This window comes from Paenibacillus brevis (genome assembly GCF_018919145.1).
Classification (GTDB): domain Bacteria; phylum Bacillota; class Bacilli; order Paenibacillales; family Paenibacillaceae; genus Fontibacillus; species Fontibacillus brevis.
Map to the genome: position 1 here is coordinate 150364 of NZ_JAHLQJ010000005.1, position 17274 is coordinate 167637.

General features: G+C 51.7%; 11 protein-coding genes. 1 reads left to right on the plus strand and 10 read right to left on the minus strand.

Going from position 1 to position 17274, the window contains the following annotated elements; genetic code table 11:
• Nucleotides 1-70: 70 nt before the first annotated feature.
• Together KQJ23_RS07515 and KQJ23_RS07520 are read right to left on the minus strand one after the other, a co-directional pair.
• Nucleotides 71-4879 carry an S-layer homology domain-containing protein gene (locus KQJ23_RS07515; RefSeq protein ID WP_216478240.1) on the minus strand — a complete coding sequence of 1603 codons (4809 nt, stop codon included), beginning with the start codon at nucleotides 4877-4879 and terminating at the stop codon, nucleotides 71-73.
• Between the two features lie 213 nt (nucleotides 4880-5092).
• The gene (locus tag KQJ23_RS07520; RefSeq protein ID WP_216478241.1) at nucleotides 5093-6106 is read right to left on the minus strand and encodes a LacI family DNA-binding transcriptional regulator; all 1014 of its coding nucleotides are present in this window, start codon (nucleotides 6104-6106) and stop codon (nucleotides 5093-5095) included.
• Nucleotides 6107-6333: 227 nt separating this feature from the next.
• On the opposite strand from KQJ23_RS07520, the gene KQJ23_RS07525 reads away from it, so the two are divergent.
• Nucleotides 6334-6834, plus strand: a complete 501-nt coding sequence (locus KQJ23_RS07525) for a GNAT family N-acetyltransferase (protein ID WP_216478242.1) — start codon at nucleotides 6334-6336, stop codon at nucleotides 6832-6834.
• A gap of 182 nt (nucleotides 6835-7016) precedes the next feature.
• Here the strand turns inward: KQJ23_RS07525 and thrS are convergent, their stop codons facing one another.
• The 8 genes from thrS to KQJ23_RS07565 all read right to left on the minus strand — a co-directional run bounded on the left by thrS (nucleotide 7017) and on the right by KQJ23_RS07565 (nucleotide 17263).
• Nucleotides 7017-8933, minus strand: a complete 1917-nt coding sequence (thrS, locus tag KQJ23_RS07530) for a threonine--tRNA ligase (RefSeq protein WP_216478243.1) — start codon at nucleotides 8931-8933, stop codon at nucleotides 7017-7019.
• Nucleotides 8934-9154: 221 nt separating this feature from the next.
• A complete protein-coding gene (locus KQJ23_RS07535; RefSeq protein WP_216478244.1) occupies nucleotides 9155-9316 on the minus strand; it encodes a hypothetical protein in 162 nt (53 codons plus the stop codon).
• An 81-nt stretch (nucleotides 9317-9397) separates the two neighbouring features.
• The gene (locus KQJ23_RS07540) at nucleotides 9398-10654 is read right to left on the minus strand and encodes a hypothetical protein (protein WP_216478245.1); all 1257 of its coding nucleotides are present in this window, start codon (nucleotides 10652-10654) and stop codon (nucleotides 9398-9400) included.
• Between the two features lie 216 nt (nucleotides 10655-10870).
• Nucleotides 10871-13087, minus strand: coding sequence for an ATP-dependent helicase (locus KQJ23_RS07545; RefSeq protein WP_216478246.1), 2217 nt, complete (start codon nucleotides 13085-13087; stop codon nucleotides 10871-10873).
• Between the two features lie 307 nt (nucleotides 13088-13394).
• On the minus strand, nucleotides 13395-13568 hold the full coding sequence (locus tag KQJ23_RS07550; protein WP_216478247.1) for a hypothetical protein: 174 nt from the start codon (nucleotides 13566-13568) through the stop codon (nucleotides 13395-13397).
• Between the two features lie 76 nt (nucleotides 13569-13644).
• Complete coding sequence (locus KQJ23_RS07555) at nucleotides 13645-14466, minus strand: class I SAM-dependent methyltransferase (RefSeq protein WP_216478248.1); 822 nt, start codon at nucleotides 14464-14466, stop codon at nucleotides 13645-13647.
• Between the two features lie 41 nt (nucleotides 14467-14507).
• The gene (locus tag KQJ23_RS07560; RefSeq protein WP_249529583.1) at nucleotides 14508-15458 is read right to left on the minus strand and encodes a VanW family protein; all 951 of its coding nucleotides are present in this window, start codon (nucleotides 15456-15458) and stop codon (nucleotides 14508-14510) included.
• Nucleotides 15459-15841: 383 nt separating this feature from the next.
• Complete coding sequence (locus KQJ23_RS07565; protein WP_249529584.1) at nucleotides 15842-17263, minus strand: alpha-amylase family glycosyl hydrolase; 1422 nt, start codon at nucleotides 17261-17263, stop codon at nucleotides 15842-15844.
• Nucleotides 17264-17274 lie beyond the last annotated feature (11 nt).

A 17274-nucleotide genomic window follows, 5' to 3' on the forward strand; every position in this document is an offset into this window, starting at 1 on the left:
TGTTTATAGTTTTAATATAGCCGCGATTCGAAGGAAACGCAACTACCTTCTTCATCCTTTCGAAATTCGATTACTTCAATTGCTCCAGCAGTCTCGAAATGACTACTACGCTCTCTGCGCGGCTTGCCGCTCCTTGCGGATCGAATGCTCCGCTGCCCTTGCCCTGGATCAATCCCAGTTCAGCTGCCGCTGCAACCGATTTCTCGGCCCACGGACTGATCTGATCCCGATCGGCAAACGAGACCGCACCGTTGCCTTCTGCGGCTGGCCCATTTCTGGATTCATAGGCCTGAACGAGCATCTTCACCATTTCCTGCCGGGATATGGCAGCGTTCGGAGCGAAGCTGTCACTGGAACGGCCGGAGATGATGCCGGCAGCGTGAGCGGCCCTAATAGCCTCCGCGTACCACTTCGTGCTGTCAACATCGTTGAAGGACGCTGATCCCGCAGGCTTCAAGTCAAGCGCCCTTGCGATCAATGCCGCGAACTCTGCGCGGGTAATCTGCGCTTGCGGTGCAAATTGCGCCTCAGCAACACCGTTCACCAGCAGTTGTGCAGACAGGCTCTGAATGGCTGCGTAAGCCCAATGTGATGTGCCGACATCCCCATAAGACTTGTCGAAGCTAAGCAATACAATATTCCGGCCTAGTCGATCAACCTGTACGGAGAAGATGCCGTTGTTTAATGCTCCTCCCGCATAAGTCAGCTGCCCGTCCTCTGATACATAATAAGCTCCGAGGAGTCCAGCCGAAGGCGCAGCAATCCCCTGCCATTCTACAACAATCGGTTCCGGCAATTCAGACAGTTTGTATTCCGTACCATCCTGAGCTATTGCCGACAGGCGTAGCGCAATCATTTCACCAGTTATAGCGAGGTTCGCCTTCGTACTGCTCCGTGCTTGGTCGATCAGCTTCTTCGTTTGTTCAGCCTCAGGCGATCCGAGCTCGAAAGAGAGCTGCGCTTGCGCCAGATCTTGTGTAGGCAGCAATCCCTTCAATGCTTCAATCACCTTGGCTGAGATGCTCAGTGCTAATTGCTCTTTTTGAATGGTTAGCCTGTTCTTTCCGTCCAAAGCGGAGGCATTGGCCGGAAGAAGCAACTGCTGCTTGCCCTTTTCCAGAGAGACATTTACAGTTCCGTCCTTTACTTGCAGATCAGGATCCTGGGCAGACGGCACCGACGGGGTGGTCGCCGCATTTCCCGACGGCGAAGCAGGCCCCTGGCTTCCGCCCGGGGATGGCGCCGACGGAGTGATCGATATGGCGGCTGACTTCAGCGACTCATTCTGATCTTTATCGACTGCGCTGACGGCAAAGCTGTAGGCAACACCGTTGGTTAACCCGGTTATTTCCTTACCAGGCTTGTTGCCTGCGGAGGCCGGAATCGTGTTAATCTTTACTCCGTCTTGATATATATAATAGGACTCAAGATCATACTCCGTATTGGCAGTCCATTCCAAGTAGGCCTTACCGTCTCCGCCTCTACCCGTCAATCCGGCAGGCGCATTTGGCGCATAGGTATATATTTCAAAATCATCGATAGCAGCCCAGTTTCCAGCTTTGGCGTCGGAGAATACCGCAAGCTCCATTTGCCCGTTCGTCACTTTGATTTGATCGATCGCGAACGAGCTCCAGGTACCGCCGCCGGCCGACTTCATATCCTTGGTCAGCTCAGATCCGCCATAATTTTTCACTTCCAGCTGGAACTTGTTCTGACCGCCACCGGTTCTGGCCCATACCTGAACCTTATAGGTGCCGTTCGGCAGCTCAAGGGTCCGGTACGTGGATTGCACATAATCATCGCCTGACCAGTGGGTCAGCTTGTAGCTTCCGCGCGGGTTGTCATCGTCAACGAAATTCGCAACCGGCTGTGCTTCCGGATGCCACTCTGACCAGCCTTCAAGGCTTCCCTTTTCGAAGTCCATATTGTCGAATTCCAGCTTGGTGCCCGAAGCTGTTGGGGAAGCCGCGACAGCTTCACTATACGGTGATTCGTTGCCATTCTTATCTACTGCGGATACGGCAAAGATATAATTCTCTCCCGGAATCAATCCCCGTACCGTGTATTGTGTCTGCGTTATCGTATTGATGGAGCCGATCAGCGAGCCGTTTCGATAAATGTTATATTTGGCAAAATCACGCTCCAGATTCGGCTCCCAATAGAGCGTAACCTGTTCAATGCCCGCTTCTGCCCGCAGTCCTTGCGGCGCTGCCGGAGGCACCCGGTCCTGTCCAGTCTCGGTCGTTGCGCTCACACTGCGCGTTACCGCCGACTCACCGTCTTCATTGAAGGCGGATACCGCATAATGATAGGTTGTGCTTCCTAGAAGCCCCGTGTCGGTAAATGTGGTTGTACCTGCAGAGACAATCCCCACCTCGGCAAAATCCACATAGACGTCATCGGTAACTGTAGCCTGGGACAGATCTGTCAGCGAACGATAAACCTTATACCCCGTTGCCTCTTGTACAGGTGTCCAGTCCAGCTGAATATCCTGGCCCTCGTATACGCCGGCTGTCACTGTCTCCGGTTCAGGCGGCGGATTTATGCCGGTTGGCTTTGCCGGAGCCTTAGTCGTAACCCGGTACAGCTCGAAATCATCGTAATTGGCCCATTCAGACCTCGCCGAGCTTGATTTTACCCCGATTTCAAGCTGGCCGTTCGTCACACGGATGTTCTCAATCGTAAACTGCGTCCAGTCTAAGTACATGTCTCCCATGTCCGCAGCCAGATTCGGACCGCCGTAGTTCTTCACTTCCAGCTTGGAATTGATATTATCCGCTTTATTCACCCAGACCGATGCCTTGTAGGTTCCGTTAGGCACCTTGACGGTTCGGTAAGTATATTGCTCATACCCTTCGGAGAACCAGTGGTTCAGCTTATACTCTCCGCTTCTCCCTCCCCCAGCTTCCACCTTGTGCGCGGTTCCCTTCGTGTTCCAGCTGCTCCAGCCGGACAGATCGCCTAGCTCGAACCCGCCGTTCAGACCGATGTAATTCATCGTATCCAGGTAGGAGGTCTTAGAGAATTGGAACCAGTTCAGGCGCACAGATCCATCCATAACAAGGTAGAGCGTGTGAACTCCGTTCGCACCTTCGATGGAGGCCGATTGCGTCGTCCAGTTCTGCAGCCCGCCCGTCGATGATAGATCCGCACTGCCGATCAATTGGCCATTCGGGCTATCCAGTCTGAGCTCGATACGAGACTCGCCCTCTGCCGCTACCCGAAGTTGAACACTGGCCGTACCGTCGACGAACTCCACATTCGAATAAGCTAGATAACCTTGTCCGGACAAGCTTACACTTTTGCCTCCGCCAGCATCGGTTACGACAGCTTCGGAGACTCCATACGAACTGCTCAAGGCATCGTAATCCTCAGCCTCCACCCGGCTGTACGGAGTTACCATATCGGGCCCATTGCTGCCTGGCGTACCTTCCCAGGTAAACGTAGCTACCGCACCGGCAGGAAGGGTATAGACGAAGCTTTCGTTCCCCGAGCGAACCTTGAATTCCCGTTCCGCCCTGGAGGAATTCAGCACGATCAGGGCTTTGGTGCCATCAGGATTTAGGAACGCCACATTCTCGATGCCGCCGCTTCCGAACGTGTTCGTCTTGATGCGAACGGCTCCCGGCTGCACGAACTTGCTGGCATGTCCAAAGGAATAATACTCCTCGTTGTAGGTCACATTCTTCGATTGTCTATCCACCGTCACGATACCGCGGCAATCCTCGCAGCCGCCGACATATGGACCATTATCCTCATCAAGCGCAAAATTCCATTTTAGCGAGGTTTTCGCCCAGTTGCGAGTTGCCCCGATGATCAGATTCTGCACATCCCAGGCGAGGTTATCGCCGAAATTCGGCGCGAATTCACCGCCCGAGCTTTCCGTGAAATAGATGCCCTTGTCCGGGAACCGGTCATGAACGATCGACTGGCTCTCCACATTGCCGGCATAGCCGTGGAAGGCAGAACCGGCGATGTAGCTATACACCTCGTTATCGCTCAACACTTCAATCGGATAATCGGGATTGTCCCAGTTATGGTCCCAGATAATGATTTTCGTGGATAGCTTGGCCGCTTCCAAGGCTGGACCCAGCACTTTGACGAAAGCAGCCTGGTCTTCCGGATCCATTTTCATGCCCGAATAGTTATCCGGCTCGTATTGCGGCTCATTTTGCAGCGTTACGGCATCAATCTCTATGCCTGCTTGCTTGTAAGCCTCAATAAACTTCACAAAGTATTGGGCGTACACGTCATAATATTCTTGCTTGAGCTTCCCTTTCATCAGAGAGCCCGATGTCTTCATCCAGGCCGGCGCGGACCAAGGCGAGCCCATGAATTTCAGATCAGGATTAATCTCCAGCGCCTGCTTCAAAATCGGAAGGATATAGTCCATGTCATGCTCAATGGAGAAATAGTCCAGATTAACATCTGTCGTCACTCCCCCGGGTAAGTCGTTATAAGTATACTTATCTAATGCAAAATCGCTCGCGCCCATCGGAATCCGGATATAACTGAATCCCGCCCCTTGCGCCGGATCGAACAGCTTGCGCATGGCTTCTTCTCTTTGAGCTGCATCGAGCTGCTCAAACAGCAGCCAGGCCGATGAATCGGTCATTGAGGCTCCAAAGCCGTCAATTTCCTGGTATTTCACATCTTCGTCCACATTAATCGTATATTCTGTCGGCGTATGATCCGGCTGGAAAGCGATATCATTTTGCGGAGTTAAAAGATTACTCTTGTCCCCCGTCGTCAGCCATACCTTTACCGGCTCTCCTGGTGCAGCCGCGGTAGGGGACGCCATTTGAGCAAATAGGGATGTGACCAGCGCAGCACTGAGCGCGACGCTTAATAACTTGTTTATCTTTTTCTTAAGCTTCATTGTGTTCCTCCTTGTTTCAAATGAATGTAATCGATTACAATAGAATTCGAAATAATCCCGGATCATTCGTCAAAAAAGAGTCCTTCAATACCTGTCAGGGACAACCCCACGGGCGAAAACCCCCTCCTTTTTCTAATATTAATCCTAAATACCGTCACTATATCATCAATTGTAATCGATTACAATATGGAGTATAAAAGAAATTCCTGCAATTTATTTCACAAATTTCGAGGACTCTCTTACCAGCAACTCGGAGTCCACCTTGAATACCCTTTGTTCCTTGAACTGATTCTCGTTCATCTGGTCTATTAGCTTCTCTGTTATTAATGCACCCATTGCGTATTTCGGTTGGTTGACCGTGCTTAGCCGAGGCGAAATGTATTTGGATATCCGGTTGTTGTCGACACCTACGATCGCCAGCTCCTCCGGAATCCGAATCCCCATTTCCGCGCAGGCCCGATATACGCCAAGTGCCATCTCATCATTAGCTGAATATACGGCGGTGAAATCCACTTCCTTTTCGATCAGGCGCTTAAAGGCATGATAGCCGCCTTCTTCATTAAAGTCGCCGTTCTCAATCAGCTCTTGGCGGAAGGGCAGCCGGTTCTCCCTGAGCGCCTTCATATAGCCCTCCAGACGTTCATAACTGTCCAGGGCATCCGGGTATCCACTCAGAAAGGCAATGTTCTTATGGCCTTGCCCGATCAGATGACCGACAACATCCATGGAGAACTTGACATTATCGGTAAAAATGCAAGGCACACCGGGGTGCTCAATATATCGGCCCACTACGCCGATGTTATAATTCTTATCCACCAGATTACAAATCAGCTCATCGGAGATCGATCCGTTAATCGAGACCAGAATCATCGCATCCACCGTCCGGTTTAACAGCAGCTCCAAATATCCAAGCTCCTCTTCCTTCTGATTCTGGGCATCGCAAATGATGACCTTATAATCTCTGGAATAGGCCATATTCTCAATTCCTTTTACAATCTCGGCATAATAGGACACGTTAATATCCGAGACGATCACACCGATCATCATCGTCTTCTTGGATCGCAAGAACTTGGCTGTCGCATTCGGATGGTAATTCATCGCTTCGATTGCTTCCTGAACCTTTCTCCGGGTCGCTTCGGTGACCAGACCGCTGTTGTTCAACACGCGCGATACGGTTGCTACCGATACATTGGCTACCTTTGCGACATCTTTAATCTTGATATCCATCCGTTTTTCCTGCCTTTATCATGACATTCACTTTCCGATTCCATATTATAGCATACCCCATTAAAATTGACTTCTATCGTTCGCGCGAGAATGAACTATTCGGCTATTCAATTGTAATAAAAGATATTGATAGGGAGACAGTGCCCGTTTAAGATCTACATAGTTTACAACAGTTCACTTCCGTGACTCAGGGATGACTAAATGAAAATGAGGTGGAGGATTAGTATATGAGCGTTGAATTTAAAAAAGTGAGCGAATTTCCGCGGGGAACACTTTTGGCATTACTGACTGATGCGTACTTATTTGACGGCAGATACGAACAAAGCTGTCATTCCGATTGGCAGGATTGTGATGATTTTTTCTTTGAACATTCACAGATTGCAGATAAATGCGCATTTATCACGGCATTGGACGATGAGCCCATCGGATTTGTGGTCTGGGACCCGAGGAATATGCCGGAATACGCGGAAATTGGACATAATTGCATCCTTTCAAAATACAAAGGTCATGGATATGGCAAGCTGCAGCTTCAAGAAGCGATGAATCGAATCCTCCAAGAGGAGACAAGAAAAATCATTGTAACCACCAATGATGACCTAATCCCTGCTCAACGAATGTATGAAAGTGTTGGATTCAAAATGCATCAGAGAAGGAACAGTCAGAATGTTGCGGATTTTATCGGCGAGCACATAGATTATGTATATTCTTTAGAAAGGAACCAGACATAGCCGTATTACAATCGCAGCAGGGTGTTATAGAAGGAGGGATCGCTAACGCTGGCGAGAGCGCCCCTCCTTCATGGATCAGAAAAGCTTTGAACAAGCACCTTGCATCTACTGCATATTTACCCGAACCACAGCCGGAGTAAAGCCGATTCAAGACCATGTCCCCAACGGCTCTTTTTATCGGTTTAAACTTGCTTCTGCTTGATTTCCGATACGATTCGCGCGATCAGCTCCCCAGACTCTATAAGCCCTAAATCGCCCTCTCCGCGCCTTCTTACAGATACGGTTCCCGCATCGGCTTCCTTATCGCCCATGACGAGCATATACGGCACCTTCTCCAGTTGAGCCTCACGAATCTTATAGCCCAGCTTCTCCTGACGGCTATCCAGCTCGGTCCGTATGCCGGCTTCTGCTAACGAACGTTTGACCTCCAGCGCATATCCCAGCACCTGATCGGATACCGGAAGCAGCTTCACTTGCACGGGCGCCAGCCATAGCGGGAATGCTCCTGCATAATGCTCAGTCAGCATACCGATGAAGCGGTCAATAGAACCGTAGACAGCACGGTGGATGACGACCGGCCGATGCTTCAGTCCATCCTCCCCGATATAGCTCAGCTTAAATTTCTCGGGCATCTGGAAGTCCAGTTGAATCGTGCCGCATTGCCAGCTCCGCTTTAAGGCGTCGAGAATATGAAAATCAATCTTGGGGCCATAGAATGCCCCATCCCCCTCATTAAGCACATAATCGATTCCCCGCCGCTCCAGCACGTTGCGCAGTGAGGATTCCGCCCGTTCCCAGAGTTCCTCCGAGCCCATGGAATCCTCTGGCCGGGTAGACAGCTCAATCTTGTACTCGAAGCCGAAAACCCGATACATATAGTCGATCAGATCCATGATCTGTCCAATCTCCTCTTCGATTTGCTCTGGCAGTACAAATAGATGGGCATCATCCTGACAGAAGGTGCGAACCCGCATCATGCCTCCCAAAGCACCGGACATCTCGTGCCGGTGAACCTGGCCGAATTCCGAAATCCGAATCGGCAGCTCGCGATAGGAGTGCAGACTGTTCTTATAAATCAGCATATGCCCCGGACAATTCATCGGCTTCAGGGCATACTTGGTCTCATCCACCCAACTAAAGTACATGTTGTCTTTATAGTGATCCCAATGACCCGACTGCTCCCAAATCCGGTTGTTCATCATCAGCGGGGTGCGAACCTCTTCATAATCACGCTGCCGCTGAATTTCACGGGCAAAGTCTTCAAGAATCGTCCGGATCGTCATTCCCTTAGGAAGATAGAACGGCATGCCGGGAGCTTCTTCCGAGAACATGAACAGCTCCAGCTCTTTACCGAGCTTGCGATGATCCCGGCGCTTTGCTTCCTCGAGAAATTGCAAATGCTCCTTCAACTGAGCCGCACTGGCAAAGGCAGTGCCATAGATACGCTGAAGCATCTCATTGTCGGAATTCCCCCGCCAATAGGCCCCCGCAACACTTAACAGCTTGAACGCCTTGATCCGCCTAGTTGTCGGCACATGCGGCCCCCGGCACAAATCAACAAATTCACCCTGCTCATAAAGAGTAATCACTTCCTCTTCCGGCAGATCATGAATAAGCTCCACCTTGAGTCTTTCGCCCTGCTGCTCAAATAATGCGAGGGCCTCCTCGCGGGAAACTTCTCTGCGGGTTATCGGGAGGTTCTCCTGTATAATTGCATTCATTTCCCGCTCGATCGAAGCAAGATCCTCCGTCGATAGCGGACGCGGCAACGCCATATCATAATAGAACCCGTCCTCAATAACGGGACCGATGCCCAAGCGGACCGCTTCTTCTCCGAAAATCCGCTTGACTGCCTGCGCCATGACGTGGGTACAGCTATGTCTCATGATTTCCAGTCCATCCTGGCTGTCCAAAGTCAAGATCTCCAAATGGCTGTTCTCCACAAGAGGACGATCAAGGTCGGCTACCCTGCCGTCAACCTTGCCGGCCACGGCCTGCCTAGCTAATCCGGTCCCGATCAGACCTGACATTTCCCGGATTGTCGTCCCTTGCTGCACCTCCTTTACAGTCTCATCCGGCAATGTGATTTGAATTACCATGATCATCCTTCCTCCATTCTTCGATTATTGAATTTGAACGCCTGGCTATTCGGGACAAGTGCACGCAAAAAAGCACTCGTCCACTTAGGGACGAGTGCGTTCGACTCGTGGTTCCACCCTGCTTCGGTCTTGACCTGCAGTTCATCTCTTCCCCTCAGCCAATATAGCTAAGCAGGAGGATTCAGAAGTCAAAGACCCTCATCAGTATCTGTTAACGGGGATCAACCGGTGATGCTTACTCGCCGTCTGGTGCAGGGAAGTATTACAGCCTTCACACCAAACAGGTTCAACGCCACAGCTCCAAAGGGGTAATCGCCGACCGTTGCCGGAGAAGCTTGCAGCCAGTGCTCCTCTCTCTGTGCAGCCCGTATATCGGAAATCATGTCTTCGGTCATCGCCTGAATATTGATATTGTGTACTACAATAATCCAACCATACGTCCGAAGTCAAGCGTCATTTATAGCTTAACCGACACTCTCGCGGTACCATTCCGTTACAACAAGCTCTACGATGCGCCGGGCGGTATCCTTCCGGAACGGCAGGACATGACCGTGATAAGGATAATACATCAGATAGCTGTATAATGTTTCATAGCCTCCCTTTTCCCACTCCTCACGATGAGGCAGATAGCCCGTGCAGCCATTCGTGTAGCCATTAAGGAACAACAGCTGCGACTCGACTCTGAGAGAGGCTTCAAGCGATATTTCACAAAAAATCTCATCCGGCAAGCCGCAAAAACAACCTTCATTTAGGAAGAAAAACTGGACACTCGTCTCCTGGATTTGGCTCACGATGCCAGCCTGTCTAAGTCGTTCGCACTCGTCCAGCCAGGACGCCCCCTCTATTCCAAACCGAGCTCGCGCCTCATCGGCGATTTGCAGTGCCTGCTTCTTTGAGGGCACGTCAGAATGAAATTCGATCTTCCTGCTATACAGGGAGAGGCGCTCTACTTGGCTCGGTTCAAAATGAAGCCGCTTAGCATCTTGCAGAATCAGGTCGGAAATTCGCTCCACATCCTGCAGCGTACCTCCGTTAATCGTGTTTACTCCTCTAGGCTTGAGATTTCCAGACGCTCCTTGAAGCAGCATGACCGGACATCCGAATTCATCCGACAGCTTGTCTCGGGTCATCCCGAAATAATCGCTTGATATATCCGTATGCTCCATCAGGATATTGGGATGTGCGCCGATCCTTAGAATCAAGGCCAACGGGCGGCCGTTAGCCGCATTAACGATTTGGAGCGCTCCGAGGCGCTTATCTGCAAGCGAGCATCCATCCCTCCGATTTTCGGCTAATTCCGAATACGTGACCGACCAACCGATCAAGCAGGGCTGCAACTGGAGCAGCGCTTCCCGGGTAGCCTCGGCTACCTTGCTGCACAGCAGGGTGAAATATCTCTGTCCATTTAGCGGTGATAACGGAGCGGGGGCAGAATGGGTATGTGAGAAATTAAGCATTACCCTGGTTACAGGAATGCCGAGTACTTTCGCTGTTAACGAACGCAATTCATCGGATAGCTTCGCAGTCAGTCCAAGACTGTCTATCGCGATCAAACAGCTGCGCTCCTGTCCGAGCTCGAACAGAACGATCTGTGCGCTTAGGCGATGCAGGATGCCTCTCGCTTGGCTGTCTTCCCTATAACCGCCAATCAACTCAACCGGAAAATCGGGGGTAATATCTTTTTGCGATAATGCGGCTTTGCAATGATAGGTTAGATTCATTGAGCTCTCTCCTTAGTTATTCTTTGGATGGATCAAGCCTGAATCAGGGCCCCTTTTCTATCCTCTTCATGCATTCCCGGCCCTGTCAGGCTATGCATGAAGATTTAACAATAGCTAGGTTCATACCTATCACTCCCGGATCATTTCTGATTCTTATTCCTCATATTACCATGAGGATGTCATCTTTCCGGGGATAAAAGATCACATGCAAGTCATTCACTCCATACTCAGCACCTCTAAAAGCTCCATCTCAAGACAGACTCGGAGGGACAAGGTGCGGATGTCTTGACCGAACCGGATATCGATCAGATCCCCGTTCATTCCGATCACCTCGCCCATTCCGAAGCTGTGGTGTCTCACGCCGTCTCCGGCCTGCAGGGCCACCGTCCGGGCGCTGCCATCAGACGTGATCGTGTGCTCCGGCTTCACAAGAGAACGGACATGGGAGACAAACCGGGACTCGCTCGTCTTCTCCCCTCCCCGCTCCCGGCAGAAGATCAGCTCCAGATGGAATTTTGCCCGGGTCATACCGACATAGAACAATCGGACCGCTTCCTCCAGCGGGCTCTCGTTACCGGACGCATAAGCCTTTAAATCCTCACTCGACGGAATGATGCCGTCCATCAAATCAATCATGTACACCTGATCAAATTCAAGCCCCTTCGCGCTGTGAAAGGTCGACAAGGTCACGGCGGGCACATCCTCTTTGCGTCTCTTTGACGTCTTCAGGGCGGCCTCCAGCGTCTTTAGCCTGGCCGCGAACGCTGTCATCGTCTCCTGCGTCTCCGCAATCTCCTCCAGAGTATTCAGAATTTCGACCATGTGCTCTTTGCGGTGGCCCTGCCACTCGCACAGCCTGTCGAGCCCCTTATCATATCCCAGCCGCTCCCGAATGACCCGAATGGCCGGAAGCGGCGGCATTCCGCTCATCTCTCGGAAGGTATCGCGGACCGTCTCCAGCGGTTTGATCTGGTAATCCTTCAGAGATACATGATGAAGCAGATTATCGAATACCGGTTCCTGATTTTCGATGCCAAGCAGCTCGGCCATCTGTTGCTTGCTGATGTATCCGTTCATTTTCAGATGGATTTTGCTCAGCAGGTCCGGACGCTTATCCGTGAAGGTCATCCGCATAAAGTTCAATATATCCTCGACGACCCAGTGGGAGAAGAAACGATTATCCGTATCCTTCATGTAAAAAGGAATCCCCGCATGGTCCAGCGCGTGAATGACCGCGATCGAGGAGGCATTGTTCCGGTACAGAATGGCCGTGTCGGCAAGCTTGTCCCTGTCCACACTCCGCAGTGCCTCTATGAGATAGGCCGTTTGCGCCCGGGAATCGGCGGCTGTATGGATGCGTACCGTGCCTTCATCCTGATTGTCCGTGAACATATTCTTGTCGTAGCGCTGCTTGTTGCGCCGGATAAATTGGTTGGCTGTATCGACGATAACCGGTACGGAGCGGTAATTCTGCTCCATGAACAACACCTTCGCCGCCGGGTATTGCTCGCGGAAATTCAGCAGGTATCCCGGTTCCGCTCCGCGCCAGCTATAAATCGACTGGTCGTCATCTGCGACCACGAACAGATTGCCGTGCCGCTGCGCCAGCTTGGCGAGAATATCGTGCTGCACCAGTGAGGTATCCTGGCTCTCATCTGTCAGCAGATAGTCGTATCTGCCCTGATAGACCGCCAGCAGCGCAGGGTTCCGCGCAAGCAGATCATTGGCCATCGTCAGCATATCGTCATAGTCGACGAGCAGGCATGAATGGCCGCTGCGCTTAAAGCGCTCGTACTCTCGGAGCAAGCCTTCCGCTTGCGGGATGCTGATTTTGACGGTTCCCCACTCGTCTTCGGAAAGCATCTTGTTTTTGACATAGCTGATATAAGTCGTCAGTTCCTCCATCTGATCATCCGTCAACGGTTCTCCGGTCAACGATTTGTACAGATGCCGCAGTATAGCCTGCTTATATAAGGGAGGTTGGACGGCGTGTCCCGTGGCGGCAGAAGCATTCCTCGCATCATTCCGGACAGCCCCCTCCTTCGGGGCATCTGCTCCGCCTTCAATTATCAGGAACGAATCCGGCTGATTCCCGTAATATTCTCTGACAATTTCGAAGGAGAGGCTATGAATCGTCGAGAATTGCACCTGGGATTTCTGCCCCGGAAAATACCTGACATACCGCTCCTTCATCTCGACTGCAGATGCTCGGCTGAAAGTAACAGCTTTGATCCGGGACGGATGGGTGCCCAGCTCGTGTACCAGATACCCGATCCTCATGAGGAGCGTAGTCGTCTTGCCGGACCCCGGAGATGCAAGAAGCAGGACGGCCCCCTCCGTTTGAGTGACCGCCTGCTTCTGAATTTCATTTAATGTTACGCCCAGGTCTTCCTGGATCCGGGTGAAATAATCTGTGGCCAAACTTGTATTCATGATCGCATATCCTTTCTGTCCACAGGTACTCAAATTGCCGGGACCGCCATATCCACTTTCGGGCTCGGCCGGTGCCCGGCTCCAGCGTTGGTGATTATCCGCCTGTTATCTTATGGGCTCAGACAGTTATCTGTAAAACTTTGAACTTATAGGATTATATCAAACTTCAGGCAAAAGAGGGGGCTTAATTCGCTCCATTCCAGTACCAGTTCAGCATCGGCTCTAAGTATTTGGCCCGGTGCTGCAACAGCACAAAAAAACGCCAAGAATCCGTCATCCGGTTCTTGGCGTTATCATTCATGACTTATCATACAATCTCTGCATTTTTCAACGCGTGCTCCCAGCTGGGAAAGTAAAACAAGGCACTGCGCATCAATTGGGGATCATTCTGCTTCACTTGCTTCTTGTTGACCGAGCCGCCTTCCATGTGCAGCTGTCTGATCCGGTCAAGAACTTGATCTGCGTCGAGTGTAATATCCATCCCATCACCCCCTTGCTTCCATCATAGCCAAGACAAGGGGGATCTATGCACCCGCAACACTCGCCGTTTCAAGCCTCTATTTGATTCCGATGCGCATCCGGTAACCGAATCTCAGGGGTCTCCGGCTACCGTCGAACAAATCCCTAACGCTAGCTTCAAATGACTCTCTAGCCGGAGCAAGCGCATCCGGATGCAGCTTCATTACCGTCTGCAGCCCGCCTTGACTCAGCGCCAATCCGATAAAACGCTCCGCGTCGCACTCCTCCTGATGATGGCACACAATTTCCCGGGTATAGCGGAACACTCCGCTCTCGCGAAGCACCGACAGATGCTTCTCCTTATCGCGCTTCACGGCGCCGCTGCCCGGCGTCTCCAGCTGCGCAAGCAGTTCGTCTCCCGCAGCAATCAACCGGGCATACTCCTGTTCAAGCTGCCAACCGATCACCGGCGGCCAATCGCAATCATAGGCAGCAAAGACGCCGCCGGGTTTAAGCACCCGTTGTATTTCCTTCAAGGTACTGACCGGCTCCATCCAATGGAACGATTGGGAGCAGGTAATAATATCGGCCGACTCGTCCGCAGCCTCCAGCTGATTGGAGAACCCTTTTACGAAGCTGATTGTATCTGCACCGCTGCTGCGCAGCTTGGCCTCTGCCTGATCTCTCATCCCGTCATTAGGCTCTACTCCGATGACACGCTCCGCATGGCCGTTCCAGACCATTGTCGACAAGCCAGTTCCGCAGCCGATATCCATAACAAGTCGCGGCTTCCGTCCCAAATAACTTTCAAGAATCTGAAGAACTGCCCTCGGCGCCTCTGGACGATACTGATCATACAAGGCCGCAAATCCGGTAAATCTCTCCACATTTTCTTGTCTGTTTCCCGCAGGTATATTCATCTTCCGCTTCTCCTCTCCCGAATTGTTATCATTATATCATTTCAAGAAGGAGGTTGAAGCTGATCTCCAGACTCGGCATTGGTTTCTAACCGAATTTCATCCGGCATGCGCTTAGGCTTGGAAACACCCGGAACTTCCCGAGGATAGAATTCGATCATCTCCGAAGAATACACCGTAATTTGGACCCTGCCCTGACCTGAGAATGTTCGGAGCAGCACAGGCTGATTATATGGATTACGAAAAGCAAAATCAGGACCTCCCCAGCTGACCGTTGCATCCCGTCCGGAAGGGACATAAGGAACATGCCTGCTGTGCGAATAACGATGGACAATCTGTAATCCGGCACGGTCAATCGCATTAAATAGAGTGGAGGAGACTTGGCAGATACCGCCTCCAATCCCTTCGGATAATTCTCCCCGTACGATAACCGGCGCCTGCATATAACCTTTTTCCCGTGTTCGAATTCCCACCGTTTCATTGAAGGAAAACGTCTCCCCGGGGAAAACAACCGTATTGTCGATGGCCTTTGCCGCCAGATGGATATTATGGGAACGGCTCTGGTTGCGGGAATTATAATAAGTCACATAATAGCCGATTGCCTTTTCTCGTAGCGGAGCTAATATTTCACTGTCTACCCGCGGATAAAGCGCCCTTCGAGGAACCTCAACCGCTGGAGAGCCTTCTCCATACATAAAACCATAAAACAGCTCAGCAAAACGTTCTTCATCCAGCGTATAGCCAATAACCTCCGGAATGATCGCCCCGGAATTGCCGAATCGGGCGTTCTCTGGCTGCTTGTACACTACAGGAACAAGACTTTTCATCAGCGAATCCAGTTTGGCTTGATCCACAAGGGGCCAGACTGGTTGCTCATATTCCTGTCGCTCCACATTAGCTACCGTCTGCTCTTTAAAGTTAATGGATAAGTGATCCGGCATTGTGTTGTGAAGCGCCAGTATTGTTGATACAGCTGTGGCTGCAATCCATTTCAAGCGTATGCACCTTCGATCCAAGTCCAATTTTGGTTAGCTTGACCTGAATCTCTATATCTCATACCACTGGAGTAATACAGCCTATAAAGCAGCAGAAGACACAGGGAAGAGTTATTCCGTCGTACCGGATTAGTTGACCATGAGCACTCTAAGTCAATCACAACCGGTTCCACTTTTGGCTAGAAGGCAGCAGAATAAGTGGGACGAACCACTATTCGCTACAATCCAGCCGATCAAGTGCCTGAAATGCATTAAAATTGCCGGGGTGATGGCTCACGCGACGAAATTAGTGACAAAAGGCATTAGAATTTCCGAGTATCACGAAAGCCGCTCGAGGGAGGTAAAATCAATCATCCCAGAGCGGCTGTTCCATTTCTGTCCCACTATTCAGCTTGGGTATAAATCAGATATTCCCAAGGTTCAAGCTCCACCGTCAGTTCAGCGCCCAATGAGACCGGGGCGCCATCCGGGAAGGAGGAGTAAGCTCCAGCGAGGGGTTCGGTCTGAATCTTGCCTTGTATCGCCTCTTCGGACAGGTTCATAACCACAATTACTGTACTGCCCTCCTTCTTTCTGGCAAAAGCCAGCACCGGCTCTCTCTCCGATTCAAGCCGCTCGAATGTTCCGCCCGCCTTGCCGTTCCAGAGCGCAGGATGCTCATGCTTCAAGCCGATCAATTCCCGGTAGAAATCCTGCAGCACCAGGTCATCCCAGACGATCTCGTCCTTCTCGAAAAATTGCAGCCGCTTGTTGAGTCCTGCTTCCTGGCCGGAATAGATAAGCGGCATGCCCGGCATCGTGAAGGTCAGGACCGCCATCGGCTTGACGGCCTCGCCGAGGCGCTCGTATTCCGTTCCGGTCCATGAATTCTCGTCATGGTTCGAAGTGAAGTGCAGCGGATAGGTGCCGCTCGGATAGCCCGTGGTCAGACGCTCCCCATAGCGGAGCACCTGTTCCTCATGGTTCTGCCCTTGCCCCTTGGCGATGCTGTTCATCAGATTGTAGAACTGCCAGCCGTAATTGGCATTGAAGGCATAGCTGAGCAGCTTGATCTGCTGATCATCCTCAGCCAGCATATAGACAGGCTTAAGCTGCTCCAACGACATGCGGGCTTCTTCCCAGAAATCGGCCGGAACTCCGCCCGCATAATCGCAGCGGTATCCGTCCACATCGAACTCCTCCACCCAATATTCCATCGCATCCAGCATGGCGGCCCTCATCTCGGAGTTATCAAAGTTCAGGTCCGCCACATCCGACCAGTTCGTTCCCGGCGGTTGTACGACGTTGCCCGCTTCATCGGTCGTGTACCAGCCGGGATTGCCCAGCCATTCATGATCCCATCCGGTGTGATTCGCCACCCAATCGAGCACGACCTTGAAGCCTAGATCATGAGCCTCCTTCATCAGTGCTCTGAAATCCTCTTCAGTTCCGAATTCCGGATTGACCGCTTTATAGTCCCGGACAGCGTAATACGATCCCAGCGAGCCATTGCGCTTCACTTCCGAGATCGGATGAATCGGCATCAGCCAAAGAATATCGACGCCAAGCTCCTTGAGCCGGGGCAAATGCTCGGCGAAAGCGCGGAACGTCCCCTCCTTTGTATATTGCCGCACATTGACCTCATACATCACGGCTTGATCCGCCCACTCCGGAACCGGAGCAGACCGGGATACGAGCTCCTTCTCTCCCTGAGGCTTCTTGTCAACTTCCCCTGTGTCTCCGCCGGAAGCCCCTCCACAGGCGCTGAGCCCCAGGATTGAAATCATGAGCGGAACGACAACGAGCCATTTCGTCGGTTTATTCAAAGCATTAACCT

What these genes read in the sequence shown, in the direction of transcription:
- KQJ23_RS07550 (WP_216478247.1), bottom strand. Translation starts at nt 13,568, where the DNA reads ATGGATATTACACTCGACGCAGATCAAGTTCTTGACCGGATCAGACAG.
- KQJ23_RS07520 (WP_216478241.1), bottom strand. Translation starts at nt 6,106, where the DNA reads ATGGATATCAAGATTAAAGATGTCGCAAAGGTAGCCAATGTATCGGTA.
- KQJ23_RS07555 (WP_216478248.1), bottom strand. Translation starts at nt 14,466, where the DNA reads ATGAATATACCTGCGGGAAACAGACAAGAAAATGTGGAGAGATTTACC.
- KQJ23_RS07540 (WP_216478245.1), bottom strand. Translation starts at nt 10,654, where the DNA reads ATGAATCTAACCTATCATTGCAAAGCCGCATTATCGCAAAAAGATATT.
- KQJ23_RS07525 (WP_216478242.1), top strand. Translation starts at nt 6,334, where the DNA reads ATGAGCGTTGAATTTAAAAAAGTGAGCGAATTTCCGCGGGGAACACTT.
- KQJ23_RS07545 (WP_216478246.1), bottom strand. Translation starts at nt 13,087, where the DNA reads ATGAATACAAGTTTGGCCACAGATTATTTCACCCGGATCCAGGAAGAC.
- KQJ23_RS07515 (WP_216478240.1), bottom strand. Translation starts at nt 4,879, where the DNA reads ATGAAGCTTAAGAAAAAGATAAACAAGTTATTAAGCGTCGCGCTCAGT.
- KQJ23_RS07535 (WP_216478244.1), bottom strand. Translation starts at nt 9,316, where the DNA reads ATGATTTCCGATATACGGGCTGCACAGAGAGAGGAGCACTGGCTGCAA.
- thrS (WP_216478243.1), bottom strand. Translation starts at nt 8,933, where the DNA reads ATGGTAATTCAAATCACATTGCCGGATGAGACTGTAAAGGAGGTGCAG.